Genomic DNA, 25,350 nt, shown 5'->3' on the forward strand with positions numbered 1-25,350 from the left:
CGCGACAATGACGACCGCATGGTCGCCCCTCGAGATTGAGCCGGGATGGGCGACACATACGTCATTTCCGAATTTCGGTAAAGCGGAATATTTTTATGCGGGCAGATTGACAGAGAAGCGAAACACCCTGCTCTCGTAGCCCGGATGGAGCGCGAGCGTAATCCGGGACAATGCGAGCTGCCGGGCGAGCAGCCCCGGATTACGCTTTGCTCCATCCGGGCTACACGACTACACGACGACGCGCTATCCGCCAAAATCCTTCGGGCTGAACGGCAGGTCCAGCACCTTCCATTCCTCGTACAGATTGGCCGGCAGCATCTTGTAGGGCTGGCAGTTCTGCAGCGCGCTCGTTGCGGACTTGACGATGGCCACGCCCTTGGCGGATGGCGGCGCCGCGATCAGGATGGGCTCGCGCGCCAGCGTGCCGTCGGTGGCGAACAATGTGCGCAGCTTAACATTGACGTTGTCGGTCGGTGCGACGCCGGGCGGCAGCTTGGCGCAGCCGCGCAAGTGACGGCGAAGCTCCGCGATGACCTCGGGCGGAAGCTTCGCAGCGATTGAATCGTTGGCATCCCCGCCGTCGTCCTTGGCGCCTTTCGGCTCGACCGGCAATTCCGGCGGCAAGCCCAGCATGACCCCGTACTTGATGGTGACGTCCGGTTGCGGCGTCTGATAGGCCGGCGGCGGCGCGGCCTGCGGCGGCGGCTGCGCGTTGGCCTCACGCTCCTTCGAGGCCTGCGGCTGCTTCTGCTGCGGCTCAGGCGAGGCCTGCTGTGACGGCGATGGTGCTGCCGCCTGCGGCCTGGCCGCAGGCTTCGATGCTTCCGCCTTGTCGGTGATATCCGGCTTCGGCAGCTTCAGATCGGGGAGCGGCTCTGGCGGCTTCGCCTCTTCCTTCTTCTCCTCGGCCTTGGTTTCCTCCTGCTTCACCTGCTCCGGCGTGACGATGTCGACCGCGACGGTTTCAGGCGGCTGGCTATGAAACGGACGGACCTCGCTGATCACGATGATCAGCGCCACCAGCGTCAGATGGGCGATTGCCGAGGCGGCAATGTCCGTCCGTATGATCTTCCCCAGTTCCATCGACCGATCTTGGGTTGCCGCCGCGGTCCTAGCATACCCCGGGTCCCTCTCAATCCCATTTCGGGGCGAAGCCAAAGTCGGTCAGGCGTCCCTTCGGATTGGCGAGCGCGGCGATCCGGTCCATCTCGTCTTCCGACAGCTCGAAATCGAAGATCTCGATGTTCTCCGACAGGCGCTCGATGCGCGAGGTGCGCGGGATCGCAGCGACATTCTGCTGCACCAGCCAGCGCAGGCAGACCTGCGCCCCCGTCTTGCGGTGGACGCGACCGATCTCGGCCAGCGTCTGGTCGGACTTGATGCGGCCCTTGGCGATCGGGCTGTAGGCGACGAGGGCAAGGCCATGCTGGTCGCAGGCTGCCCTCACCTTCGCCTGATCGAGATAGGGGTGATACTCGACCTGGTTGCAGACCAGCGGCTCCGCCGACAGCGCGACCGCCTGCTCGATCAGTGCCACGGTGAAATTGGAGACGCCGATGTGGCGGGTCAGGCCCATCTTCTTCGCATGCGACAGCGCGCCCAGCGTCTCCGCGAGCGGCACATGAGAATTGGGCCAGTGCAGCAACAACAGATCGACCGAGGGAAGCCGCAGACGAGCGAGGCTCTCCTTCACCGAGCGTTCGAGATCATGGGGTGCGAAATGGTTGGTCCAGACCTTGGTGGTGAGGAATACGTCGTCGCGGCGCACGCCGGAGGCGCGCAAGCCGTCGCCGACCTCGCGCTCATTGTCGTAGACCTGCGCGGTGTCGATATGGCGATAGCCGAACCGTAGCGCCTGCTCGACCACGCGCGCGGCCGGCCTTCCGCTCAGCTCCCAGGTTCCGAGACCGATCGCCGGAATCCTTGCGCCATTGGCCTCGACGAACAGCATGAGGAATCTCTTCCGTTGCGACAGCCCCAGACGTCATTATGGACCCGGTCGATGATGCTGCCAACGGAAGCCGCGGCAGCCAGGCAGAATATTCGATGCAGGCCTTGCGGGAGGTTGTGCGTCAGGCCTTGGCGTCAGGCCTCGGCGTCAGGCCTTGGCGTCAGGCCTTGGCGTCAGGTCTTGGCGTCAGGTCTTGGCGAGCGCCTGGAACACCGTGTCGGGGGCATGCGCGATCACCGTGAGCAGTGCGCGGGCCGGGCCGCGCGGGGCGCGTTTGCCCTGCTCCCAGTTGCGGATGGTCTCGACGGGTACGCCGAGCCTGGCGGCGAACTCCATCTGGGTCAGGCAGGCGCGCCGGCGCAGATCGCGCACCGCGAGCGGGCCGGTGTCAGACGGCGCCGCATTGGCCGTCGGCTGAACCGAAAGCGGCTGGACCGGAAATTCCTGCCCATTCCGCAATTCGACGATCCGTCCGTCCGCCTTCAGCCGCAACCGCATGCCCATTCCCCCAAGCAAAGGCGATGATGCGGCAGGTCGCTTAAAGTCGGATTAAAGACGGTTGTCGTCATTCCGGGGCGCGCGAAGCGCGAGCCCGGAATCCATTGTGCAGCGTCGACGCGGACAAATGGATTCCGGGTTCGCGCCAAGTGGCGCGCCCCGGAATGACGATGGGGTGAGACCTACTTCAACCCGAACCAGAGCGTCGCAATCCCGAGGAAGGAGAAGAAGCCGACGACGTCGGTCACGGTGGTCACGAACGTGCCCGACGCCACCGCCGGGTCGGCCCGCACGCGATCCAGCGCCATCGGGATCAGGATGCCGCCGAGCGCGCCGGCCACGAGGTTGCAGACGATGGCGAGCCCGATGACGATGCCGAGGCCCGGGATCTTGAACCAGGCCACCGCGGCGATGCCGGTGATCACGGCGAAGGCGAGGCCGTTGACGAGGCCCACCAGGGCCTCGCGCATCACCACGCGCCAGGCGTTGGAGGAACCGAGCTCGCGCGTCGCCAGCGCCCGCACCGCCACCGTCATGGTCTGGGTCGCGGCATTGCCGCCCTGGCTCGCCACGATCGGCGCCAGCACCGCGAGCGCGACCATCTTCTCCAGCTGGCCCTCGAACAGGCCGAGCACGGAGGACGCCAGGAACGCGGTGGCGAGGTTCACCAGCAGCCAGTTGAAGCGGCCGCGGGCGATGGTGAGGAACGTGTCCGACAGCTCTTCGTCGCTGGTGACACCGCCGAGCGCCTTGAGGTCCTCGTCCGCCTCCTCCTCGATGACGTCGACGACGTCGTCGACGGTGATGACGCCGACGAGGCGGTCCTGGGTGTCGAGCACGGGCGCGGCGACGAGATTGTATTTGCCGAACATGCGCGCCACCTCTTCCTGGTCCTCCAGGACGGAGACGCGGCGGCGGTCCTCGTCGGTGAGCTCGGTCAGCGCCACCGGCCGGCGCGTGCGCAGGAGCACGTCGAGCGGCACCGCGCCCTGCCAGTGCTGTTCCTTGTCGACGACGTAGATCTCGTAGAAGCGGTCGGGCAGATCCGGCGTCTCGCGCATGTAGTCGATCGCCTGGCCGACCGTGAAATCCTGGGGCACGGCGATGAACTCGGTCTGCATGCGGCGGCCGGCGGAGTTCTCCGGGTACAGCAGGCTGCGCTCGAGCGCGACGCGCTCCTTGAGCGGCAGCTTCTCCAGGATCTCTTCCTGCTCCTCGGCACCGAGGGTTTCCAAGAGCTCGACCGCATCGTCGGATTCGAGCTCACGGACGCCCTCGGCGACCGTCTCCGGCGGCAGCTCCTCGAGGATCTCCTCGCGGACGGTCTCATCGACCTCGTTCAGCGCCGAGAAATCGAAATCGCGGCCGGTGAGCTCGACCAGGCGGACGCGGTCGTCGGGATCGAGGGCGCCGATCAGATCGCCGAGATCGGCCTCGTGCAGCTCCGCGACGCAGGCACGCAGCGCCGCGCTGTCCCCGGCCTCGATCGCACGGGCGACCTCCTCGACGAATTCGTGCCTGATATCGCCGTCTTCATTGCGCATCGGCACGTGGTCGAGTACCGAATCCGCAGCCGATGGGGCAACGTCCAGATGTTCATCCATGGCGCGCCTCGCCGTTTGACAGGTTGGAACCGGTGGTGTGAGCTGAGGCTTCAGGCAATACCCACAAGGCAAAGCCGAGCGCAATGGCAAAGATGCTGCGACTAAGGTGGACCTCGACCATGGCGGGCGCGCTTGTCGCAACCGTCATCGGCAATGCCGCGACCGTCATCGGCGCCGCCGAGACGGAGGCCGCCGAGTGCCCGCGCAAGGACGCGCTCGGCACCTCGCGCGTCTTCAGCGTCGATCCCAAGACCTATCCGCGCGTGGGCCTGAAGAGCTTTCCGCAGACGCTGCCGCTGGCCGATCGCGAGGTCGTGCTGACCTTCGACGACGGGCCGAACCCGCCGACGACGTCGAAAGTGCTGGCGGCGCTGGCACAGGAATGCGTGCGCGCGACCTTTTTCCTGATCGGCCAGCACGCCTCCGAGCACCCGGACATGGTCAAGCGCATCGCCCGCGAGGGCCACACCGTCGGGCATCACTCCTACTCGCATCCGTTCATGGGGCGTATTCCGTTCGAGAAGGCCATGGCCGACATCGATCGGGGCATTGCCGCAGACGAAATGGCGCTACACGGAGTCTCGACGACGACACCCTCGACGCCGTTCTTCCGCTTTCCCTATTTCGAGTCGACCCAAGCGCAGCTCGACCTGCTCCAGTCGCGCGGCATCATTGTGTTCGGGGCCGATTTATGGGCCAGCGACTGGGAGGAGTTGACGCCGGAGCAGCAATTGAAGCTCGTCACCGAGCGTCTGGCCGCGAGCGGAAAGGGCATCATCCTCTTCCACGACAACAAGGCGCGCACGGCCGCAATGATGCCGGCGTTTCTACGGTATCTGAGGGAGAACGACTATCGGGTGGTCCACATCGTCCCGGCGGGCACATCACAGAAGAGCGCCGATACGCGCTGATGCCGGAATGTCACGCCCGGGCAAAATGGGGTGATTTGGGGCCAATTAACACTCTGTTCATGCTACCCCGTGAAGATGAGAGCGGCTGCGGCTGAACCGTTTTGAGCCATCTCCGACCTATCTAGGGCGCCAAATTGCATGGGGGCAGACGAGGTTCATGATCGGAAGTAGCGTTGTTTTGCGGACGCGATCGTGGATCGTCCTCTGTCTGGGAATGCTCACCGCCGGTTCGCCGGCCGCGCTCGCAGCCGAGTGTCCCGGCCACCCCGACGCCCTCGGCACCTCCCGCACCCTCGTTGTCGATCCGCGCGAACATCCGCTGATCGGCACCATGCAGTACCGCGAGACGCTGCCGCTGAAGGACCATGAGGTCGTCCTGACCTTCGACGACGGTCCGATCCCGAAATATTCCAACCAGGTGCTCAAGATCCTGGCCGACGAATGCATCAAGGCGACCTTCTTCATCGTCGGCAACCAGGCCAAGGCCAATCCGGAAGGCGTGCGCAAGCTGGTCGCGGCGGGCCATACCGTCGGCACGCACAGCATGGACCATCCGCTGACCTTCGACCGGATGCCGATCGAGAAGGCCGAGGCGGAGATCAATGGCGGCATCGAATGGACCGCGGCCGCGATGACCGATCCGTCGCAGCTCGCCCCGTTCTTCCGCATTCCCGGACTGATGCGCGCCGAGGGCATCGAGAACCATCTGATTGCGCGCGGCCTCCAGGTCTGGAGCGCCGACTTCCCGGCCGACGATTGGCGGCACGTGTCGTCCGACCGCGTCTACCAGCTCGCGATCCAGCGGCTGGAGGCCAAGGGCAAGGGCATCCTGCTGCTGCACGACATTCAGGCCCGCACGGTGGCGGCACTGCCCAAGATCATCCGCGACCTCAAGGCGCGCGGCTATCGCATCGTGCATGTGGTGCCCGCCAGTCCCGAGCGGCCGGCGACGCCGACCACGCCGGTCGAATGGCTGATGCATCCGCCATCCGAGACGACGCCGATCGCGCGCTGGCCGCGCGTGCCGCATTTCGTGTTCACGCAGACCAGGACGCTGCCGGCGCCTGCGCTCGCGAACCTCAATGTGCAGGGCGAGCATCAGTCGCTGCTGCCGCGCCGGAGCAAGGGCCAGATCGACCTCGCATCCACCCTGCCCGTCCCGGGTCGCGATCTGTTCGCGATTCCGGAAGGCTCGGTCGAGGTGCTGATGTCGACGACCTTATCGCGGCGCGCCGCGACCCGGCTCGCCATGGCGGCCGAGAGGCCACATCCGGCCAAGGACAAGGCAGCACAGGGCAGAGGCGCGAAGGGCAAGACGGCCAAGCTGCATGGGCGGCGTACCGCCCAGGCGGCGCCGGCTGCAGCGGATCACGCCGCGCAGCCCGTCGACATCGTACCCAAGAGTACCGCGGCGAAGAGCGCCGCGGCCAATGGCGCGGCCTCCAAGGGCGTGCCGCCCCGTCCGACCCGCGTCGCCAGCCTGAAAAAACGCGCCTAAAGCGCGATGAGATTAGGATGAATCATCATCGCGCTTTAGGTTGTTGTTTATGCATGATCTTTTCGGAAGACCGCTTCGCACTTTTCCGGATCATGCTTTAGCTGCTATTGCCGCATGATGGCGGCGACGCAGAGCAGCACGATCAGCGCCAGGAAGAACAGGTCCATGTAGGACTTGAGCTCGCCGTCCCGCCGCAGCCGCGCGACGTCGGTGATCACCTGCTTGCGCGCGGTGGTGCTGCCCGAACCGTCGTTGATCGGAGCCTGAAGGCGCTTGGTCTCGGCCTCCAGCTTCTCGATCTTCTGGAAGAAGTAGAACGCCCGCAGCGTCGAGGCCGCGCGCATGGCGGCATAGACCAGCACCAGGATCGCCAGGATCGCCCGGTTCGGATACTTTTCCATGAAGTTCAAGCTGAAATAGACCACCGCCATGAAGGCGAAATTGGTGAGGAAGCGGTAGACGAAACTGAGAAAAACCATGCTGGCTCGAAACCTTGAGGGGGTCGCAACCCTATGGTGCTGCGAAGTGCGGGATCGGGACCCAGACCGGAACGGCGAGCCTGGATACGGCCCGTCTACGCCAAGTTTGTTTCAACAAAGATACTGCCGCCCCCGCAACTAGCCGCCTTTTAGCCTGACGCGGCCATAAGGCAAGCCGGAGCATGGCCCCTGGCCTCGCGCGCGCGAACGGCCCGCAACGGCTCAATGGCGATTTGGCCGAAGGCGCGGTAAACTGTGACCGCCACCAGATGTGGGGTTCTTCCGATGTCGAAGAAGGGAATCACGGGCCACGACGACTGGGTTCTGACCGAGGCACTCGCGACCGCCCTGGTCGCGCTGGAGCAGCTCGAACCGAAGCACCAGCCGAACGCGCATATGGAGGACATCCGCAAGCTGCTCGCGAACGGCAAGGAGCCGGCAGCGGTGAGCCTGCATCTTGCGCAGGCCAAATGCCGTCTGTTTCCCGAGCTCGACCCGCTGCAGATCTACCGGGAATACGGCATCGGCGAGGAGTATGGCTGAGGCCGCCGGTCGACGATCGAGCTCAAGGCCCGCCGGCGACCGATCCTGCGATCACCATGACAAGCGCGCCGAGGTCGATCTTGCCGTTGACCGTCAGCTCCTCCGAGGCCGCTCCGTCTCCCGCGCCCTGCACCTTCAGCGATTGCGGCCGGTCGGCGGCCTGACGCTGCAATTCGCCGACGATCGCTTCCTTGAGTTTCTCTTCCAGCATGGGCACCTCCTCAAGCCGCCATCGCGCGGCAGGATTGGGCGCAGGAGCGGCACGTCGCGACGCATTCGTCCATGCCGCCGATCCGGGCGCAATCCTCGGCACATTCGGTGCAGATTTCGGCGCACTCACCGCAGGTGTGCTTATGATGCGGCGTGTTGATCAGCATGAAGTGCGCGGCGGTCCGGCAGATCTCGGCGCAGGCCATCATCAGGCGGAAATGTTTCGGCTCAACATGCTTGCCGCCGGTCTCGAGGCAATGGTTCATCGCCGTGCCGAGACATGTCTGGTAGCAGCTCATGCAAAGCGCGATGCAGCGGGTCATGTCTTCGGATTGAGCCATCGGTTGTCTCCAGTTGCGCGCCCCGCTCCGCTCGACCAAAGCGGGGCAACGCGCTTCGTTCCCGGTTCCAGTCGATTGTGAGGCTCACCGCCGTCCCATCACGCAAATCGCGGCGGCAGGCTGTTGTGGATCGTGCAGGCCGCGATGGCCGCGTGGCCGAACGCGACCGAGATCTGGTGCAGGTCGGTGACGACGTCGCCGATTCCGTAAAGCCCGGCGATCGACGTGCGCTGGTGATCGTCGACCTTCAAATGACCGTCCGCAGTGTGGTCGGCGCCCAGCGCCATCGCGAGCTGGGAGCGGACCTCCGCGCCCATCGCAGGATAGACGATGTCGAATTGCGCGGTACGTCCGTCGGCGAAATCCGCTTCAACGCCGCCGCCTCGCCGCGCCAGGCGCAGCTCGGGCGCGAACACGATTCCGACGCCCGCCTCGGACAGCTCCGACGTTGCGGCCTTCGCGTCGTCCGCGCCGGTCGCAAGCAGCGTCACGTCGCGCGCATAGCCACGCAGGAAGAGCGCCTTTGCGGCGGCACGATCCAGCGGCCCGACGACGCCAATGCGGCGGCCGGTGGCCTCGAAGGCGTCGCAGATCGGGCAGTAGCGCAGGAGTCCGTCCGCGACCGCCGCGCGCCACTCCGCGAATGGCGGATGAGTATCGACGATCCCGCAGGCGAGAATGACTGTAGCGGCCGCATGCCCGCGGCCATTCCAGCTCGCTTCAAAACCGTGTTCGTGACGCTGCAACGCCGTGACCTCGGCCTCCACGCGTGTGACGGCGAGCTCGTTCAGCTGGGCCGACATCCGCTCGATCAGTTCCGCGCCGGACAGGCCGTGGACGAAGCCGGGGACATTGTGGCTGCGCGGGATCAGGGCCGCCCGGCTCGCGCCGGCGTCCACGACGCAGACGCGGCGGCGGAAGCGCGCTAGATAGATCGCGGCCATCAGTCCCGCCGGCCCGCCTCCGACGATCAGGCATTCAAGGGGTGGCGCGCCGGTCATTTGGGGTTCGGATCCGCAAGACCGGCGCCGGGCTCATCGAGGCGCCCGCTTCGCGCGAGCCGGACGGCATTGCCGAGCGCGCGCGCCGCATTCTGCACTTCCTGCTGGAATTCGCGGTCCTCGTCGAGCTCACGATGGGATGTGGCGTATGGCTCGTCGTAGCCGACATAACCGTCGAGCTCGGCGTAGCGCCCTGCCGAGATCAGCTGCATGTCGGTCAGCCAGTCGGACAAGGCCCGGCGCACGCCCTCGGCGCCGACAGCATCGCCGTGAACGACGAGGCCGAAATGGCGGCCGGCGAGATGGCGCGGATAGGGCCAGCCCTTCAGCTCGATCGCCTTGGCTTCCGCGGCGTTCTTGCCGTGGGTCGAGGTCGGATCGGGATTGCCGCCATCGGCGCAGACCATGCGGTCCATCATCGCCTTGAGACCGGCGGGCACGTGATACCAGTTCACGGGCGCCACGATCAGAATGCCGTGGGCGGCAACCCAGAGCGGATAGATCTCGTTCATCCAGTCGTGGGTCTGGCCCAGCGAGTAGTTCGGATAGCAGCTGCACGGCCAGTGGCACAGCGGCATGGCGGTGCCGACGCAGGACTTGCAGGGATGAATGGTTTTGCCGAATTCCGAAGCGAGGCGCGACAGATCGAGGATGTCGACGGCAAATCCCATCTCGATGAAGACGGGCTCGGCCAGCTTGACCAGCCGCCAGGTCTTGGACATCTCGCCGGGACAGGTGTGCTCGCTGCGGGCCGAGCCGTTGATGATCAGGATGCGCGGCGTCTCGTCGGCATCGTCGTGGCGACGCTGCGCCTCCAGGATTTTTGAGCGCGCATCGAGCCAGTCGACGGCGAGATCGTAGTCCGGGTCGGAAAAGCCTGCGCCGGCCTTCCGCGTCAACGGTGCCTTGCGCGAATGGCTGTAGGCGTCCCAGGCCGCAGCGATGATGGCATCGAGCTCGCGCCCGAGCGGAGCAAAGGCGGGATCGACGAACTGACGCTTGTAGCGCCGCTCGAACTCCTCGCGCGACAGCTTGACGGGCGGCATCCCCTTGCGAATGTCGGCGTCCGTCATGCTGGCTCCTGGCGAAGTCGAATCCCTCCGACCCAACCCGGCGCCCAGCGCGCAGTTCCCAAGCCCTACTGGCGAACAAGCTCCTGCGGCGCATCGAATTTGGCGATCCGTTGATCGAGCCGCCACAGCTCGATGCGATGCACCAGGACGAGCGAGGCGGCTTCGCGCTTGGCCTGCTCGTCGTCGTCGCAGACGAGGTTGATGCATCCGAACACGTGCCCGTCCGGATCGATCTGGAACGCGCGGTAGTGCTTGATACTTGCCACTATGGGTGTCCTCGCCTTGAAGCGACGGGTGCGCTGAGCCAATCCGTGAGGTTCGAGGTCACTTCGTTCTGCTTGGCGCGACGCAGCAGCATCTCGCGTTCCCTGCCGGGCGGCAAGTTGCGGGCGCGCTCGCGCGCGCTTTCGGCAAAAGCGGCCAGTCGCTCCTGAAGCGTTTGGGTCTGTTTCCTGCGGTTACGTTTGGCGGTCATTTTTACTTTTGTACTTTCGTGAAGAATTTGGTTGGAAGGAAATCGGCCCCGGCGGGGGATCGGGCGCCGGGGCCCAGGCTCTCTTGTCACTCAAGTCGCTTGCCGGTCGAGGCGGCTCGGCCCGGCAACGATTGTAGCTTCCGTCGCAACGGCCGGTTCCGGCATTTCAATAAGTTAACGCTGCGCGATTTTGCGCAAATCACAACCGCAGGACCGATCGATCCGGACTGCGCCGGAACCGAAATGCTGATTCGTATGTTCAAGGACGACCTGAAGGAGGATCATCATGGCAAAAGCAGCATTGAAACGCCCGGGGTCGCCGATCGGCCGCAAAGGACCGCGCAAGGCAAATCCCGCCTACAAGCGCCGCGCGCGCGAGCCGTGGACAGCGGCGGATGTGAACAAGCTGAAGCAGCTTGCGAAAGGCAACACGCCGACCGGCGTGATGAGCATCAAGCTGCAGCGCCCCGTCACGGCCATTCGCAGCAAGGCGCAACGCGAAGGAATTTCGCTGCGGCCGGTCAACCGCTCCCCGTACAATCGGCGAAGCAAGGCCGCGAAGCGGCGCTGACGACGCGCATCGCGCCGGGCTAGCTTGGCGGCTGCAGGCCCGGCGACCGCAGCCACTCGCTCATCTGAGACCCAGTTTCCGCCTGACGCGCCTTGCGCAGGACTTCGTCGCGCGCCGCGCCGGGCGGAAGCAAGCTGGCCTGTTCGCGTAGCCGCTCCGCCTCGGCGGCGAGCCGCGCTTCCAGAGTTTCGACTTGCTTGAACCGATGTCGCGTCCTCATGAGGCGTCCTCCTGGTGCATGAGGTCGAGCGCGCCGTTGCGTTCCGACGGGTGTTGATGCCAGGCTACACAGCCTGGCCAACGATCTAACGTTCCAGAAAGGGAACGGTTGCCTGTTTCGGCGAAAAGACCGGAGTTAGGATTCTTCGTTGTCGCGGCGAGCCCTGATCTCGGAGCGAAGCATGGCGCTGTCCATGATGGCGAGGCGCAAATCGTTCACCGCGTCGCCGTAGCGTCCCGCGACTTGTCTGTGCTGCTCCCGGAGGGCGCGGCTCTCTTCGATAACGCGTGTTGCGCGGGCAAACAGGGTCTCTGGCATCAGGCATCATGCGACGGAGAGTCGCGAGCGCGCACTTGCATAGGTTACTCAAATGGCGCCAACGGCTCAAAAAGCGTCGCCGATTAACCTGGATCAAGCCGTCACAACCCCGCCGGAACGCTCTCAACCGCCACCCGTGGCCCGGGAGGGGTTTTAACGAGCAGATCGCCGAATTCCTTAGCTGAAACGACACAGCGGGTGTACGGTGACATTATCACCGGCTGAGGCTCTGCCCGTAGGCGCTGGTGGCTGAGAGACCGATGGTGCTCCCGCCTGCTGATTAGGGAGCGCTTGATGACCAAGCAGATTCACCATCCGTTGCAGTCGGACGAGAAGCACGTCGAGGAGGTTCGCAAGACGATCCGCGAGGCACGAGCAGCGCTGGAGCTACCCCTCCCGGATACGTTTCTCGGCCGGCAAACTCACGAGCCGTTTCCAAGTGAGAACGATGATGATGAGCAGGACCGGCAGCGGCATACACCCGCATGATCGCGACCGCGCGTCACGGGCAAAACCAGCCCGCGCCGCGGCGGAACGGCGTCACCTGATAGCTTCAGTCTCGCGGTAGAGCCGCAGATAGCTCGGCGAATACAGCGCCGCGTTCTTGAGCGCATCGAGGTCCGGGATGGTCAGCGTCCGCTCGCGCAGCACGATCAGCCCCGCCGCGCGCAGCTCCTGGAGCGTCCGATTGAGGTGAACGACGGAAAGTCCGGTGGCATCGGCGAGATCCGTTTGCGTCACGGGCATGAGGCAGGAATTGCCGTCGACCATTCCCACCGGGCGCAGCCGCTCGACGATTTCGCAGAACAGATGCGCCACGCGCTCCAGCGCGACCCGGCGGCCGAGATTGATCGCCCATTCTCGCTGGATCGCGCTGTTGAGCAACGTCTCGCACCAGAAGGCTTCCGACAGCGTGGGGTTGTTGGCGAGGAGACCTTCGAATCGCGCGCGCTTGATCTCGGCATAGACCACGGGCGTCAGCGCCACGATCGAATGGTCCATCTCCGAAAGCAGGTAAGCGTGCGCATCGCAGCTTTCGCCCGGGAAGATGAAATTGACGATCTGGCGCCTGCCGTCCTCCAGCGTCTTGTAGCGGCCGAGCCAGCCCGACAACAGGATTCGGACGCCATCGACGCGATCACCCTCGGTGATCAGATCCTCGCCGGATCCGGCACGTTGAAGACCCTCGAGCATGGCGTATTCCAGCGACGCGCGAGCCTCGTTCGACAACCGCCGCAACGCATTCAGCCGGCGAACGACCGGCTCCAGGACGCTGCGATCGGCTGTCGACAACGGCATCAGGCGGCCACCACCGGTGTGTGGAAGGCACGCTTGGTCAGGGGGATGGTGATGGTGCATTGCAACCCGGCCGGGTTGAATGTCATCGTGGTCTGCCCCTTCAGCTCGAACGCCAGCGTGCGCTCCAGAAGCTCGGTTCCGAATCCCTTTCGCGGCCTTGCCGTCACGCGCGGCCCGCCGCGCTCGCGCCACTCGAACACCAGCTCCGCCGGATCGGTGCTCTCATCGACGCGCCAGGTCACCTCGATGCGCCCGCTCGGCTGACTCAAGGCGCCGTATTTGAGCGCATTGGTCGCGAGCTCGTGAATGGCGAGTGCGAAGGTTTCGGCAGCCTTGGGCTGGAAGCGGATGTTGGGGCCCGAGACCCGCATCTGCTCGCCTTCCCTGGCATTATAGGCGAGCAGCTCCTCGACCACGAGATATTCGAGATCGACGCCGCCTTCGGGATCGCGCGTCACCAGCGCCTGGGTGCGGGCGAAGGCATTCAAACGCCCGTCGAGATGGGAGGCGTATTCCTCCACGGTCGAGCTCGTTTCCGCCGAGCGGCGGGCAATCGAGCGCACCACGCCGAGGGTGTTGCGAACCCGGTGCTGGAGCTCGGCGAGCAGCAGGCGCTGCCGCTCCTCGGCACGGGTGATGGCGGTCACGTCGATGAAGGTGATGACGACACCGGCGATGAAATTGTCGACGCTGCGATATGGCAGGATGCGCACGATGTAACGCGTGCCGCTGTCCGGCGCGCTCAGCTCGCGCTCGACGCTGGCGAGCGTGCGCAGAACGCGGCGGATGTCGTCGTAAAGCTCCTCGATCGGAATGCGCGCCTTGATATGGCTGATCGGCCGGCCCGTATCGGTCTCGACCAGATGCAGCAGCTGGGTGATGGCGGGCGTGAAGTTCATCACGCGCAGATCGTTGTCGAGGAAGACCGTGGCGATCTGCGTGCTTTCGAGGAAATTCTTGAGGTCGCTGGTGGCACGCGTCAGCTCCTGAACGCGGTGTGCCAGCTCACCGTTGACGGTGGTCAGCTCCTCGTTGACCGACTGCAGCTCCTCGCGCGAGGTCTCGAGCTCCTCGTTGGCCGACTGCAGCTCCTCGTTCAGCGATTGATATTCCTCGTTCGACGATTTCAGCTCCTCGTTGGTGCTCTCGAGCTCCTCGATGGTCGCCTGGAGGCGCTCGCGCGTGGCGCGCAGATCATTCTCGAGGCGCTCGACGTGCTCGGTGCGCACCAGCACGTTGGGATTGGCCTGGTCGGATTCGATGGTTCGCGCAGGGCCGTCCTTGAACAGGACGACGAAATTGCGGTGGCCGCCGGCGCCCTCCTGGATCGGCTCGACCGTGATGTCGACGAGGACGCGGTGACCGTTGGCGCCAAGCTGCACCTGATCGGCATGAACCGGCTCGTTGCTATCGGAGGCGCGGCTGAGCGCGGTGCGCAATTCCAGCCGCAGATCGCGGTGCACGAGCTGCAGCAGGTCGAGCGTGGCGGCGCCCGCCGTCGGCTCGATGTAGCGGCCGGTGCGCCCGGAGAAATGTAGAACCTGGAAATTCTCGTCGGTGATGACATAGGCCGGGGCATAGCGCTCCGCGATGCGCTGCGCGCGCCGCTCCAGGCCGACGTCGGGGCCGAACGAGCGCATCGCCGGCACCTCGACCGGCACCCTGCCCGCCGCGGTCGTGATCGGAAATTCCGGCGGCAGCCGCGTTCCCGTCTCGAGCTTCTTGAAGATCCGGGCGCGGCGGTCGACCGGCGCGAACAGCTTCGGATGCCGGGTCACGTTCTCGGAATTGCCGAGGAACAGATACCGCTCCGGCAGCAGCGCGAAATGGAACAGCGGAATCACCCGGTTCTGCAGCTCGGCGTTGAGATAGATCAGCAGATTGCGGCAGGAGACGAGGTCGAGCTTCGAGAACGGCGCATCCTTGATGACGTTGTGCTGCGAGAAGATGCACATCTCGCGCAGCTCCTTCACCACGCAATAGGTATCGCCCTCGCGCACGAACCAGCGCGCCAGCCGCTCGCTGGTCATGTCCGTCTCGATATTGGTGCGATAGCGGCCGACGCGGGCGGTCGCCAGCGCCCGACCATCGATGTCGGTGGCGAAGATCTGGACCTGCGGCACGGAATCCATCCGTGCCATGTGCTCGCGCAGGAGAATGCCGATCGAGTAGGCCTCCTCGCCCGTGGCGCAGCCGAGCACCCAAACCCGGATCTGCTGGCCTGCGCCCTTGCCCTCGAAAATCTTCGGGATGATCTGCATCTCCAGCACCTCGAACTCGCGCTTGTCGCGGAAGAATTCGGTGACGCCGATCAGGAGGTCGTTGAAGAGATACTGGGCCTCGTCCTTGTCGTTGCGAAGGAAATCCACATAGGCGGCAATGTCGTCGATCCGGACCACCTGCATGCGCCGCTGCACACGGCGCAGGAACGTGTTCTGCTTGTAGCCGTGGAAATCGTTGCCGGTCTTGTTGCGCAGGATGTCGGCGATGCGCGACAGCGAACTGGCGGCCGCGGCGAGGACCTCGTCGAAGCCCTGCTTCTCCTCCAGACGCCTGAGATGACGGGCATAGACTTGGATGTGCTCGGGGATGTCCTCGGGCGGCAGCACATAGTCGGCGATGGCGGCGGGCGTGTTGCCGTTGCGCAGTTGCTCGGCCTCATCCTCGCTCGCTAGCTTTTCGGCAATGGCGAGGCCGCCGTGATCCTTCAGTGTCGCCGTGCCGAGCGTGCCGTCACCGCCGGTGCCGGCAAGAATGACGCCGATGGATTGCTCGGCGCGCTCCTCGGCCAACGAGACCAGGAAGCTGTCGATCGTGGCGCGCTCGCCGGGCGCCTGCTCGGCCTTGCGGATCGCGAACCGATTGTTCTGGATCGTGGTGATCATCGCCGGCGGGCACAGATAGATCATGCCGCCTTCGATCGCGTGGTCATCACCGATATCGGCGACCTTGCCGCCATTGGACGCCTGCACGATTCCGCGCAGCCGCTGCTCGTCGTAAGTCTCATGATGCTGAAGCGCCAGCACGATGGCCTGATCGGCGCCTACGGTCAGCTTGGCAAAGAAGCGTTCGATGCTGTCCAGTGCACCAGGCGAGGCGCCCACCCCTATGACCAGCGGAGTTTTGATCTGGCGCTCTCCTTGGACCGGCTGGTCGCCGACGTCGTGCATGGCTCTGGTGGCTCTCGTTTGCTCGCCGGGACCAACAGGCGCCCGGCTCCTGCAAATAGCAGAAATCAATATTATCCCAACAGATCAAACGCAAAAATGTCCCCGAGGCCTTCAGCGTTGTCAGCCTCGGCCACCAGGTCCATACTTGGCCGGCGGCGGAGGAACCAGCGATGCCGATCTCCGAGGAACTCGCCGTTCTGATCAGGCGCGCCGAGCGCGCAACGGCGGACGCTCACCGCCTGCTGGCCGAGAACGAGCGTTGGCGCCGGTACGCGGAGCGGCAGCTCGATGTCATGTTTGAGCTCAGCGCGGAGTTCAGGAGAGCTGCCGTGCGACCCCCCCCGCCAACTACCCAGCCGCGACCTCTTGCCGGAGATACTCGACCCGCTGCTCGATCAGGACGCGGTGGCGCTCCCATTCGACCAGGGTCTGCTTGAGCAGGCTGACCAGCCGCTCCGCCTGACGCGTGTCGTGTCCGCTCGCCATGAGTTCACGCACGCAATCTTCTTGATTGCGGATGCGCTTCCAGCCCTCCTCGATGTCCTGTTCCGCCTTCACCAGCAGGCGTTGCTCGGCGTCGAGCTGTGCGGTGCGTTCGGCAAGGGAGATGGCCATGGCGACGCCTTCACGCCTCCCGTTTGCCTACGGAAGGATCGAGCGACTTTAGCACGACGCGCCGGATCATGTCGGCATATTCGCGGTATTCGAGCGCCCGAGCCTCGTACATCTCGGCGACGGCAGCCCTGCCGCTGCGCCGGCCGTCGGCGGCCATGCGCTGCACCAGCTCCGCCCGCTCCTCGATAATCCGCAATGCCACGCGCAAGGCTTCGTCGACGCGCCCCTCCTGCTCCTTGGCGAGCGCATCGGCGGTGAAGCCGTGGCCGACCTGGCAGCGGAAGCGCATCGGGCGGGCGCTCTTGACCTCCGAGAGCACCCCGCCGCAGGTTGGACAGGTCAGGGCGACAGGGTCAGCCATAGAGGCGAGATTGTCGCTTCCGATCCGCTCACCAGCCGCGATCTCGACCTCGAGCCTGATCTCGGGCGGAATCGGCAGCGCGGCGCCGGCCTGCTCCCTGACGAGCTCGGAGAGCACGTCGCCCATGGTGGCGCCGGGAACGCAGAGATCGACCGTGGTCGCCTCCATGGCGCGCTGCGGCATCTCGTCCGAGATCGCGTCCGCGGGGTCTTGCACCACGGCCATCCCGCCGCAGCGTTTGATGGCGTTGAGGCCGGCCGCGCCGTCCGACAACAGGCCGCTCAGGAGCACGCCGATGACGCGCGGCCCGTGATAGAGCGCGGCCGAGCGGAACAACGCATCGATCGCCGGCCGCACCATGTTCTCCCGCGGGCCGCGGCCGAGGAAGATGCGGTCCTCCGTGACGAGAAGATGATGGTCCGGAGCACCCAGGTAGATCTGACCGGGCTCGATCTTCATACCGTCTTCGGCCTGCCGGACGGGGAGCGGGCCGGCACTGCTGGCGACCGTGGAAAGGATGCCGATGCCCTGGGCCGGGATGTGCAGCACGATGAAGACGGCGGCCGGCAGATCCGCCGGCAGACGGCTCAGGATCTGCTTCAATGGAGCGGTTGCCCCGGCCGAGCCCCCGATGACAATGATGTCGCGGTTGCCCATGGAACCCGCCTCCAATTGCATCGTTTGCAGTTTGCACCAAGGCGGATCGCCGGCTTATGTTCCTATGCGTTGGGAGGCCGAGACAGCATGGCGACATCGTCGCATCAGCGCGCAGAGCTCAAGGGGCGCCGCATCTTCGTGGTCGAGGACGAGTATTTTCTCGCCGATGACATCGGCGAGACATTCCGCGCGCTGGGCGCCGAGATCGCCGGTCCTGTCGGCGATCTCGAAGACGCGCTCAAGATCCTGCACGACGGCAGCGTCCTGGACGCCGCCGTGCTCGACGTGAACATCCGCAGCGAGATGATCTTTCCGATCGCCCGCGAGCTGAGAGCGCGTAACGTGCCCTTCCTTTTCACCACCGGATACGACAAGATCACGCTCAGTCCGGAATTTCAGGACGTGCCGCTCCTGGAAAAGCCGATCGATCTTGCGGCGATGGCACGGAAGCTCACCGGACTCATCGCCGAACAGCCGGTCTAGCAAAAGCGGTTGAAAGCTCGCAGCCGGGCGACGATCAAAATAGATGCGCGAAAGCAAGCCACGCGGTCACCGCCAGGCACAGGATAACTGCGGCGTAAGGTAGCGCGATGCGCAAGACGGCAAGCTCCCCACCTTCAGCTCATCATCATCCAGACGATCGCAACCATCATCACGAGAAAACCCGTAACGGCAGTCGCGATAAAGGCCTGTTCGATGCGATCCATCGCCAGAGCAGCCCCCCTCTTGGTTCAGCCCGTACAATTTGACGGTTTGAGGGCCGCGGCGCATTAGGCTATGTGAATCGGGGTCTTCTTTCTCTTTTCTCTTCGCAAAACGGTTCGTGCGCGCCGCCACATTGCACGCGCGTCGCTCTAAGACCTTGCAGTACCGGGCTCCGCCATCTTGCGGTGCTGCTTGGCCAGCATCTCGTTCGGCGTGACGTTCGCGACCGTGGTCTGGATCTTGTTCTTCAGCCCGGTGACGATATCGGCCTCACCGCGCAGCATCGCATCGAAGCCGGCCTTGGCAACATCGTAGGCGCCGTCCTTCTTGTCGGTGCCGACCTTGGTGTCCATCATGTCGGCGCGGCGGAAGAACTCGGTCTCGGTCGCCCCCGGCATCAGGCAGGTCACGGTGACGCCGCTGTCGCGCAGCTCCTCGCGCAGCGCAAATGAGAATGAATCGAGGAACGCCTTGCTGGCGTTGTAGGCGGCCTGGAAACTGCCCGGCATGAAGCCGGCGATCGAGCCGGTGATGAGGATGCGGCCGGCATTGCGGCGAAGCATCTCATTGCCGACGCGGTGGATCAGATACAGCGTGCCGGTGATGTTGGTGTCGATGAGGTGTTTCACCCTGGCAAAGTCCTGGTCCAGGAACGCCTTGCCCAGGCCGATTCCGGCATTGGCCAGCAGCGCATCGATCGGCCGATCACCGACCGCGGCGCAGAGCTTGTCGACGCCCTCGTCGGTAGCGAGATCGGCCTCGACCGGCTCGACGCTGCCGCCGAGCCGCCGGAGATCGACGGCCACCTGCTCGATCTGGGACTCGTCGGCCGCGATTACGAGGTTGAAGCCTGCCTGCGCACAGCACCTAGCGAGTTCCAGGCCGATACCGGTGGAGGCTCCTGTGACGACGGCGAGTTGATTGGCGGGCATGCGCACATCCTTGGAATTGAGGTGATCACGCTCAATCGCCGCCCTGCTCCCTCGTTCCTATTTGCGCAGTGCGAAGAATTTGCGCGCGGCGATAGCAACCATCGTTCGTGCCTGGACTTAGATGGCACGTGGCTCAACCGGGAGGACGGACGATGAAGGCGCTGGTCTGGCACGGCAAGGAGGACATCCGGTGCGACACCGTCACCGACCCGGAGATCCAGGATCCGCGCGATGCCATCATCAAGGTGACGAGCTGCGCCATCTGCGGCTCCGACCTGCACCTCTTTCACAATTTCATCCCGGGCATGCTGCCCGGCGACATCATGGGCCACGAGACCATGGGCGAAGTGGTCGAGGTCGGCTCGGGCGTCGACGGCAAGCTGAAGAAGGGCGACCGCATCGTCGTGCCGTTCACGATCATTTGCGGCGAATGCGACCAGTGCAAGCGCGGCAATTTCTCGGTGTGCGAGACCACGAACCGCAAGCGTCATCTGGCCGACAAGGTGTTCGGACACACGACGGCGGGCCTGTTCGGCTACACGCATCTGACCGGCGGCTATCCCGGCGGCCAGGCCGAATATCTCCGCGTGCCCTTTGCCGACGCCACCCACATCAAGGTTCCGGCCGGCATCCCGGATGAGCAATTGCTGTTCCTCAGCGACATCTTCCCGACCGGCTGGCAGGCCGCCGCGCAATGCGACATCGAGCCGACCGATACGGTCGCGATCTGGGGCTGTGGCCCGGTCGGGCAGATGGCGATCCGCAGCGCCATCCTGCTCGGCGCCAACCAGGTGATCGCGATCGACTGCCTGCCCGAGCGGCTCAGCATGGCCGAGGCCGGCGGCGCCACCACGATCAACTTCGAGACCGAGAGCGTGGTGGAGCGGCTCCAGGAGCTGACCGACGGCAAGGGCCCGGAAAAATGCATCGATTGCGTCGGCATGGAATCTCATGTGATGCCATCGCTGCCCGACACCCTGCTCGACCGCGCCAAGCAGATGGTGATGGCCGAGAGTGACCGGCCCCACGTGCTGCGCGAGATGATCTATGTCTGCCGTCCCGGCGGCATCATCTCGGTGCCGGGCGTGTACAGCGGCCTGTCCGACATGCTCCCGATGGGCGCCTTCATGAACAAGGGCCTGACGATGCGGACCGGCCAAACCCACGTCAACCGCTGGACCGACGACCTGCTCCGCCGCATCGAAGAGGGCGAGATCGACCCGTCCTTCGTCATCACCCACACCGTCCCGCTCGCCCAGGGGCCGGAGATGTACCAGGTGTTTCGCGACAAGCGCGATTCCTGCGTCAAGGTCGTACTGAAGCCCTGAAGGAGCCAGCCATGTTTCACTTCTCCAACATCGTTCGCACCAAGGGCGACCCCAAGATCGTCGAGGGCGGACCGAGCCTGAAGCAGCCGGCGGACCAGCTCGCGCGCGCACTCGGCTGGTTCAGCATCGGCCTCGGCGTCGTCGAATTGTTCGCGCCGAGGCGCGTCACGCACACGCTGGGCATGGAAGGCCATGAGACCCTCGTCCGCGCCTTCGGCGTGCGCGAAATCATGGCCGGGATCATGACGCTGTCGGTCGAGAAAAACGCCGGCCTGTGGGCTCGCGTCGGCGGCGACGGCCTCGATGCCGCCGCGCTGCTGTCCGGGCTGACGGCGGACAATCCCAAGAAGGGCAATGTCGCGCTCGCATTGCTGATGGTCGGCGGCATCGCCGTGCTCGACTACCGCGCCGCGCAGGACACCAGGCCACGCCGCCCGCCGCGCGATGCACGGCGCAAGCTCTATCCGAACCGCAGCGGATTTCCCAAGGGCATCGAGAGCGTCCGCACTGCCGCGAGACAGATCGCAACGCACGCTGGGCAAAACGAGGTGAAGCAAGGTGATGAGCGACGAGTCCCGTGACGAAGCTGCGTGGTGGGAATCCGCCGTCGTCTACGAGATCGCGCTGATCTCCTTTCAGGACTCGAACGGCGACGGCAAGGGCGACCTTGCCGGATTGATGTCGCGCATCGACTATTTGAAATGGCTCGGCGTCGATGCGGTGTGGCTGACGCCGATCTACAAAAGCCCCTTCCGCGACCTCGGCTACGACATCTCCGACTATTGTTCGATCGATCCCTCCTTCGGCAGCCTCGAGGAATTCGATCGCCTGCTCGAGGCGCTGCACGGTGCGGGCATTCGGCTCGTCCTCGACCTCGTTCCCAATCACACCGCGAACGATCACGCTTGGTTCGTCGAGAGCGCAAGCTCGCGCAACAGCGCGAAAGCCGACTGGTACATCTGGGCCGATCCTGCCGAGAACGGCGGGCCGCCCAACAACTGGCTGAGCCGGTTCGGCGGCAGCGGCTGGGAATGGTGCGAGGCGCGCCGGCAATATTACTATCATTCCTTTCTGGTGGAGCAGCCCGACCTCAACTGGCGCAACCCGGACGTGAGGGCCGCCATCGCCGATGCCATGCGGTTCTGGCTCGACCGCGGCGTCGACGGCTTTCGCGTCGACGCCAGTGCGGTCCTGATCAAGGACCGGCTGTTGCGCGACAATCCGGCGAATCCGCAAGCCGAGGGCAAGCCGCCGCCGCAGCGGCACACGACGGTGTTCACCGACGATCGGCCCGAGACGATGGATTGCATCGAGTTCATCCGCGAGGTGATCGACGCCTATCCCGGACGGATGTTGTGCGGCGAGGTCCAGGGCAAGACCGACCGCATCGGCCACTTCTACGGCAACGACCGGCCGCGCCTGCATCTGCCGCTCAATTTCGCCCTGCTCGATTCAAAATGGGACGCCCTCTCGCTGCAGGCCACGGTCGACGCCTATCTCAACGCCATCCCTGACGGTGCCTGGCCGGTCTGGGTCATCGGCGGCCACGACAAGCAGCGGATCGCGAGCAAGATCGGCGAGGCGCAGATGCGCGTGCTGGCGATGCTGCTGATGACGCTGCGGGGAACGCCGTTCTTCTTCATGGGCGACGAGATCGGCCGCAAGCGCGTGCCGATTCCGCAGGGCCGCGTCCGCGATCCCTTCGAGAAGCTCGTGCCCGGCTATGGCCTGTGCCGCGATCCCGAACGCGCACCGATGCGGTGGGATGACAGCCCCGATGGCGGCTTCACGACGGGCCGCCCATGGCTACCGCTCGAGCCGCCCGATGGTGCAGCCAATGTCGCCGCACAGCAGCGCGACGAGCGCTCGATCCTCGCTCTGTTTCGCGCGCTGATGGCGCTGCGGCGCGAGCATGCCGGCCTGCAACGGGGCGGCTACGAGCCGCTGCGCTCGCAGAACGATGTCCTGGCCTTCAAACGGACGGAAGGCCGCAACGAAATTCTGGTCGCGCTCAATCTCGCGGCCGAACCGCGGAAATTCCACTGGCAAGGTCGCGGCCGTCTCTTGATGTCGACGCATCTGGATCGGCCGCCCGAGCCGGTGCCGGATGCGTCCATCCTGCTCCGGGGCAACGAAGGCGTGATCATCGCACTCGAGCCTCGGTGATATCAGGAGGAACCATCCGCGTCGCGAAGAGTCTGATCAACGCTTCCGGCGTCTCCCCCCGCCGCCGGAGGCGATTTGCAAGACCGCAGCCCCGGCGCCCACGCCCCCTTTAGGCGCCGGGGTAGCGGCGTGAGCCACGGCAGGACATATCGGAGGCAGCTCATGGGCAAGACCAAAGGTCTGCAGCAGCGGATCGCCGGCAAGACCAAGCAGGCCGTCGGCGAGATCATCGGCGACCAGGATCTGCACGATGACGGCAAGGCGCAGGCCGAGCGCGGGCGCGACGAACAGGACAAGCCGAGCGAACTCAATCCGCTGAAGAAGCTCAAGCAGCTGACGTGAACGCGGAGCCGCGACCAGCACTCACGAGTGGGGCGCGGCGCACCACCGGCGAGCGGCGGCGTTCGCGCTGGATTGCCGCGGCCGCACTCGGCCTGATCAGCAGCACGTTTTCGACAATCGTCAGCCAGCTCTTCGCTGCCCGAATCGGCCGCGATGCGGCGGTCGATTGGATGACGGTTGCCGCGATTCCTGCGCGCGACTGGGCGATCAGCTCCGAGCCATCCTGGAGCGCGATCCTGGCCGGGATCGCCTTTCACCAATGGGCCGATTTTTCCTGGGCATTGGTTTTCTTCGGCGTGCTCGGACGCTGGACGGCCGACTTGCGGCCGATGACGATCCTGCTGCTGGCGCTGCCCTGGGCCGCGTTCTCTTCAGGCATGGAATGGTTCGTGCTGGTGCCGCTGTTTCCATTCTGGCAGCCGCTGTTCACGCTGCAACAACCCTACTGGATCGGGCTGCTGGTGCATGGCTCCTCCGCCGTGATGTATCCCCTGTTCGCGCGCCTGCGCTGGAGGCGCGGGACTGCGCCTGACAGCGACGTGCGGTTCACCAACATGTGGATGACGGGCGCGCTGGCCTTGATTGCGGTGCTCGGGGCGGTCGCATTGTTCGGCGGTCATGGCTACGAGCTGCCGTGGATGGGCCGCGACAGGGATCAAGACCAGGCCTACATCCGTCACATGACAACGCATCATGCCCAGGGCATCGAGCTGGCGCGGACGGCTGCCGAGCGCGCGCAGGATCCGCATCTGCGCAAGCTCGCGATGCTGATGGTCGCGAGCCAGACCGGAGAGAACCGCATATTCGAGAATTGGTGGCTGAGCTGGTTCGACACGGAGATGCCCGATTGCAGCACCGAGGAGCGGGCGGCGATGCCGGGCTTCCTGACGCCGGCCGAGATGCGCCAGGTCAAGACCGCGCCGCCGGACCAGTTCGACATGCTGTTCATCGAGGCGATGAGCCGGCATCACCGCGGTGCGGTCAGGATGGCCGACCAGATGTGGCACAGCCGCGGCGACCCTCGTCTGCGCATCATGGCGCATGCCATCCGCCACGAGCAGCAGGGCGAGATCGCGCTGATGCACGGCACGCGCGGCCTCGCCGCCGTGACCACAGGCGTCCGCAACATGCTCGGCGACAACGTCAATTGAACGTGAGGATCTTGTATCGGCAAGCGGCCTGCTGCCTCGCCGATACTCCGGACGAACCTATCAAACGTTAATGCTTTCCGCCGTCATTATCGGCCACACTTGGGCCGACGGGGGCCGTCGGAGATCAAATGCAGGCAGGATTTGCTTTCTCGAGGCTGGCCGACCGCCTGACGAGCCTCGTCGAACTGACCCCGGAACATCTCGATCTGCTTGCGGACATGCCGAGCAGCATCGCGCATTTCGGCGCGCATCAGACCATCCTGCGGCACGGTGATGAGGCAACGCAATGCTGCCTGGTGCTCCAGGGATATCTGTCCTGGCAGAATGACGAAAGCGCAGATGGCCAGATCACCGCGATCTGCGTGCCCGGCGACGTCGCCAACCTGCAAAGCCTGTATCGCCCGCGCATCGAGGGCAACCTGACCGCGCTCGGTTCCGCAATCGTCGCGCTCGTGCCGCACCGCTTCTTTCGCGAGCTCGCGGTGCGATCTCCGGCAATGTCGCACGCCTTGCTGTTGATGCTGCTTGCCGATCACGCCATCCAGCGCAACTGGACGGTGAACCTCGGCAGCCGGGACGCGTTGACACGCGTGGCGCACCTGCTCTGCGAGATCACGGTGCGGCTGCAAACCGTCGGGCTTGCCCGGGATTTCAGGTTGTCCTCGCCCTTCACCCAGTCCGACCTCGCCGCAGCCTGCAGCATCTCCCCGGTCCATGCCAACCGCACCATCCAGGAGCTGCGCCGCTGCCATTTGCTGCAATGGCAGGGCAAGACCTTGACCATCACGGACTGGCCGGGCCTGGTCCGGCTCGCCGGCTTCGACCCAACCTACCTGAGCATGCGGTCCGGCGCGGACGATGCTCGGCCGCCGCATGCGAGACCGGTGGCGGCCGACGTCGCGGTCGCTTGATCCGCCTCGTGGGCGCGAGG

30 protein-coding genes are annotated in these 25,350 nt (G+C 65.2%); 12 read left to right on the forward strand and 18 right to left on the reverse strand.

What is annotated here, in order from left to right; genetic code table 11:
• Window positions 1-243: 243 nt before the first annotated feature.
• From I6F16_RS18250 to mgtE, 4 genes are all read right to left on the reverse strand, one after another.
• The gene (locus I6F16_RS18250; protein ID WP_225114940.1) at window positions 244-1,083 is read right to left on the reverse strand and encodes a hypothetical protein; all 840 of its coding nucleotides are present in this window, start codon (window positions 1,081-1,083) and stop codon (window positions 244-246) included.
• Window positions 1,084-1,132: 49 nt separating this feature from the next.
• Complete coding sequence (locus tag I6F16_RS18255; RefSeq protein WP_225114941.1) at window positions 1,133-1,951, reverse strand: aldo/keto reductase; 819 nt, start codon at window positions 1,949-1,951, stop codon at window positions 1,133-1,135.
• A gap of 186 nt (window positions 1,952-2,137) precedes the next feature.
• Window positions 2,138-2,455, reverse strand: a complete 318-nt coding sequence (locus I6F16_RS18260; protein WP_036013755.1) for a helix-turn-helix domain-containing protein — start codon at window positions 2,453-2,455, stop codon at window positions 2,138-2,140.
• A gap of 176 nt (window positions 2,456-2,631) precedes the next feature.
• Window positions 2,632-4,053 carry a magnesium transporter gene (gene mgtE / locus I6F16_RS18265; RefSeq protein WP_225114942.1) on the reverse strand — a complete coding sequence of 474 codons (1,422 nt, stop codon included), beginning with the start codon at window positions 4,051-4,053 and terminating at the stop codon, window positions 2,632-2,634.
• 83 nt (window positions 4,054-4,136) lie between these two features.
• Between mgtE and I6F16_RS18270 the strand changes: the two genes are divergently transcribed.
• Window positions 4,137-4,964, forward strand: coding sequence for a polysaccharide deacetylase family protein (locus I6F16_RS18270; RefSeq protein WP_081494628.1), 828 nt, complete (start codon window positions 4,137-4,139; stop codon window positions 4,962-4,964).
• Between the two features lie 157 nt (window positions 4,965-5,121).
• The gene (locus I6F16_RS18275) at window positions 5,122-6,462 is read left to right on the forward strand and encodes a polysaccharide deacetylase family protein (protein ID WP_225114943.1); all 1,341 of its coding nucleotides are present in this window, start codon (window positions 5,122-5,124) and stop codon (window positions 6,460-6,462) included.
• A 104-nt stretch (window positions 6,463-6,566) separates the two neighbouring features.
• On the opposite strand, the gene I6F16_RS18280 is transcribed toward I6F16_RS18275, so the two are convergent.
• On the reverse strand, window positions 6,567-6,941 hold the full coding sequence (locus tag I6F16_RS18280; protein WP_036013747.1) for a hypothetical protein: 375 nt from the start codon (window positions 6,939-6,941) through the stop codon (window positions 6,567-6,569).
• Between the two features lie 285 nt (window positions 6,942-7,226).
• Here I6F16_RS18280 and I6F16_RS18285 point away from each other — a divergent pair, with 285 nt between their 5' ends.
• Window positions 7,227-7,484: a hypothetical protein gene (locus I6F16_RS18285; protein WP_036013744.1), complete on the forward strand. Its 258-nt coding sequence runs from the start codon at window positions 7,227-7,229 to the stop codon at window positions 7,482-7,484.
• 22 nt (window positions 7,485-7,506) lie between these two features.
• Here the strand turns inward: I6F16_RS18285 and I6F16_RS18290 are convergent, their stop codons facing one another.
• From I6F16_RS18290 to I6F16_RS18315, 6 genes are all read right to left on the reverse strand, one after another.
• Window positions 7,507-7,695 carry a hypothetical protein gene (locus I6F16_RS18290; protein ID WP_225114944.1) on the reverse strand — a complete coding sequence of 63 codons (189 nt, stop codon included), beginning with the start codon at window positions 7,693-7,695 and terminating at the stop codon, window positions 7,507-7,509.
• Window positions 7,696-7,705: 10 nt separating this feature from the next.
• On the reverse strand, window positions 7,706-8,035 hold the full coding sequence (locus I6F16_RS18295; protein WP_036013740.1) for a four-helix bundle copper-binding protein: 330 nt from the start codon (window positions 8,033-8,035) through the stop codon (window positions 7,706-7,708).
• Between the two features lie 98 nt (window positions 8,036-8,133).
• Entirely contained in the window at window positions 8,134-9,036 is a 903-nt protein-coding gene (locus I6F16_RS18300) for an NAD(P)/FAD-dependent oxidoreductase (protein ID WP_036025632.1), read from the reverse strand.
• Window positions 9,033-10,109 carry a flavodoxin family protein gene (locus tag I6F16_RS18305; protein WP_225114945.1) on the reverse strand — a complete coding sequence of 359 codons (1,077 nt, stop codon included), beginning with the start codon at window positions 10,107-10,109 and terminating at the stop codon, window positions 9,033-9,035. The genes I6F16_RS18300 and I6F16_RS18305 overlap by 4 nt, the downstream gene beginning before the upstream one ends.
• Window positions 10,110-10,174: 65 nt before the next feature.
• Window positions 10,175-10,375: a hypothetical protein gene (locus I6F16_RS18310; RefSeq protein ID WP_036013732.1), complete on the reverse strand. Its 201-nt coding sequence runs from the start codon at window positions 10,373-10,375 to the stop codon at window positions 10,175-10,177.
• Window positions 10,375-10,584: a hypothetical protein gene (locus I6F16_RS18315; protein ID WP_036013729.1), complete on the reverse strand. Its 210-nt coding sequence runs from the start codon at window positions 10,582-10,584 to the stop codon at window positions 10,375-10,377. Before I6F16_RS18315 ends, I6F16_RS18310 begins: the two co-directional genes overlap by 1 nt.
• 286 nt (window positions 10,585-10,870) lie before the next feature.
• Between I6F16_RS18315 and I6F16_RS18320 the strand changes: the two genes are divergently transcribed.
• Window positions 10,871-11,155, forward strand: coding sequence for a hypothetical protein (locus I6F16_RS18320; protein ID WP_225130075.1), 285 nt, complete (start codon window positions 10,871-10,873; stop codon window positions 11,153-11,155).
• Window positions 11,156-11,174: 19 nt separating this feature from the next.
• Here the strand turns inward: I6F16_RS18320 and I6F16_RS18325 are convergent, their stop codons facing one another.
• Window positions 11,175-11,375: a hypothetical protein gene (locus I6F16_RS18325; protein ID WP_225148388.1), complete on the reverse strand. Its 201-nt coding sequence runs from the start codon at window positions 11,373-11,375 to the stop codon at window positions 11,175-11,177.
• Between the two features lie 135 nt (window positions 11,376-11,510).
• A complete protein-coding gene (locus tag I6F16_RS18330; protein WP_225135755.1) occupies window positions 11,511-11,693 on the reverse strand; it encodes a hypothetical protein in 183 nt (60 codons plus the stop codon).
• A gap of 294 nt (window positions 11,694-11,987) precedes the next feature.
• On the opposite strand from I6F16_RS18330, the gene I6F16_RS18335 reads away from it, so the two are divergent.
• Complete coding sequence (locus I6F16_RS18335) at window positions 11,988-12,182, forward strand: hypothetical protein (RefSeq protein ID WP_225173914.1); 195 nt, start codon at window positions 11,988-11,990, stop codon at window positions 12,180-12,182.
• A gap of 51 nt (window positions 12,183-12,233) precedes the next feature.
• Here the strand turns inward: I6F16_RS18335 and I6F16_RS18340 are convergent, their stop codons facing one another.
• The 4 genes from I6F16_RS18340 to I6F16_RS18355 all read right to left on the reverse strand — a co-directional run bounded on the left by I6F16_RS18340 (window position 12,234) and on the right by I6F16_RS18355 (window position 17,795).
• Complete coding sequence (locus tag I6F16_RS18340) at window positions 12,234-12,992, reverse strand: Crp/Fnr family transcriptional regulator (protein ID WP_225173915.1); 759 nt, start codon at window positions 12,990-12,992, stop codon at window positions 12,234-12,236.
• A complete protein-coding gene (locus tag I6F16_RS18345; protein ID WP_225148385.1) occupies window positions 12,992-16,162 on the reverse strand; it encodes a CheR family methyltransferase in 3,171 nt (1,056 codons plus the stop codon). The genes I6F16_RS18340 and I6F16_RS18345 overlap by 1 nt, the downstream gene beginning before the upstream one ends.
• 348 nt (window positions 16,163-16,510) lie before the next feature.
• Window positions 16,511-16,777 carry a hypothetical protein gene (locus tag I6F16_RS18350; protein WP_225130082.1) on the reverse strand — a complete coding sequence of 89 codons (267 nt, stop codon included), beginning with the start codon at window positions 16,775-16,777 and terminating at the stop codon, window positions 16,511-16,513.
• 10 nt (window positions 16,778-16,787) lie between these two features.
• Window positions 16,788-17,795: a chemotaxis protein CheB gene (locus I6F16_RS18355; RefSeq protein ID WP_225173916.1), complete on the reverse strand. Its 1,008-nt coding sequence runs from the start codon at window positions 17,793-17,795 to the stop codon at window positions 16,788-16,790.
• 87 nt (window positions 17,796-17,882) lie between these two features.
• Between I6F16_RS18355 and I6F16_RS18360 the strand changes: the two genes are divergently transcribed.
• A complete protein-coding gene (locus tag I6F16_RS18360) occupies window positions 17,883-18,278 on the forward strand; it encodes a response regulator (RefSeq protein WP_225170999.1) in 396 nt (131 codons plus the stop codon).
• Window positions 18,279-18,649: 371 nt separating this feature from the next.
• On the opposite strand, the gene I6F16_RS18365 is transcribed toward I6F16_RS18360, so the two are convergent.
• On the reverse strand, window positions 18,650-19,432 hold the full coding sequence (locus I6F16_RS18365) for an SDR family NAD(P)-dependent oxidoreductase (protein WP_225173917.1): 783 nt from the start codon (window positions 19,430-19,432) through the stop codon (window positions 18,650-18,652).
• 152 nt (window positions 19,433-19,584) lie between these two features.
• Between I6F16_RS18365 and I6F16_RS18370 the strand changes: the two genes are divergently transcribed.
• The 6 genes from I6F16_RS18370 to I6F16_RS18395 all read left to right on the forward strand — a co-directional run bounded on the left by I6F16_RS18370 (window position 19,585) and on the right by I6F16_RS18395 (window position 25,330).
• Entirely contained in the window at window positions 19,585-20,760 is a 1,176-nt protein-coding gene (locus I6F16_RS18370; protein ID WP_225125034.1) for a zinc-dependent alcohol dehydrogenase, read from the forward strand.
• A gap of 11 nt (window positions 20,761-20,771) precedes the next feature.
• Window positions 20,772-21,341, forward strand: coding sequence for a hypothetical protein (locus tag I6F16_RS18375; RefSeq protein ID WP_225130091.1), 570 nt, complete (start codon window positions 20,772-20,774; stop codon window positions 21,339-21,341).
• Complete coding sequence (locus I6F16_RS18380) at window positions 21,322-22,926, forward strand: alpha-amylase family glycosyl hydrolase (protein ID WP_225130093.1); 1,605 nt, start codon at window positions 21,322-21,324, stop codon at window positions 22,924-22,926. Before I6F16_RS18375 ends, I6F16_RS18380 begins: the two co-directional genes overlap by 20 nt.
• 162 nt (window positions 22,927-23,088) lie before the next feature.
• Window positions 23,089-23,268, forward strand: a complete 180-nt coding sequence (locus I6F16_RS18385) for a hypothetical protein (protein ID WP_027575113.1) — start codon at window positions 23,089-23,091, stop codon at window positions 23,266-23,268.
• On the forward strand, window positions 23,265-24,419 hold the full coding sequence (locus I6F16_RS18390) for a DUF305 domain-containing protein (RefSeq protein ID WP_225150169.1): 1,155 nt from the start codon (window positions 23,265-23,267) through the stop codon (window positions 24,417-24,419). The genes I6F16_RS18385 and I6F16_RS18390 overlap by 4 nt, the downstream gene beginning before the upstream one ends.
• A gap of 128 nt (window positions 24,420-24,547) precedes the next feature.
• Window positions 24,548-25,330, forward strand: a complete 783-nt coding sequence (locus I6F16_RS18395; protein ID WP_225150171.1) for a Crp/Fnr family transcriptional regulator — start codon at window positions 24,548-24,550, stop codon at window positions 25,328-25,330.
• Window positions 25,331-25,350: the final 20 nt, after the last annotated feature.

The sequence above is a fragment of the Bradyrhizobium sp. IC4060 genome (genome assembly GCF_020193715.1).
GTDB lineage: Bacteria > Pseudomonadota > Alphaproteobacteria > Rhizobiales > Xanthobacteraceae > Bradyrhizobium > Bradyrhizobium yuanmingense.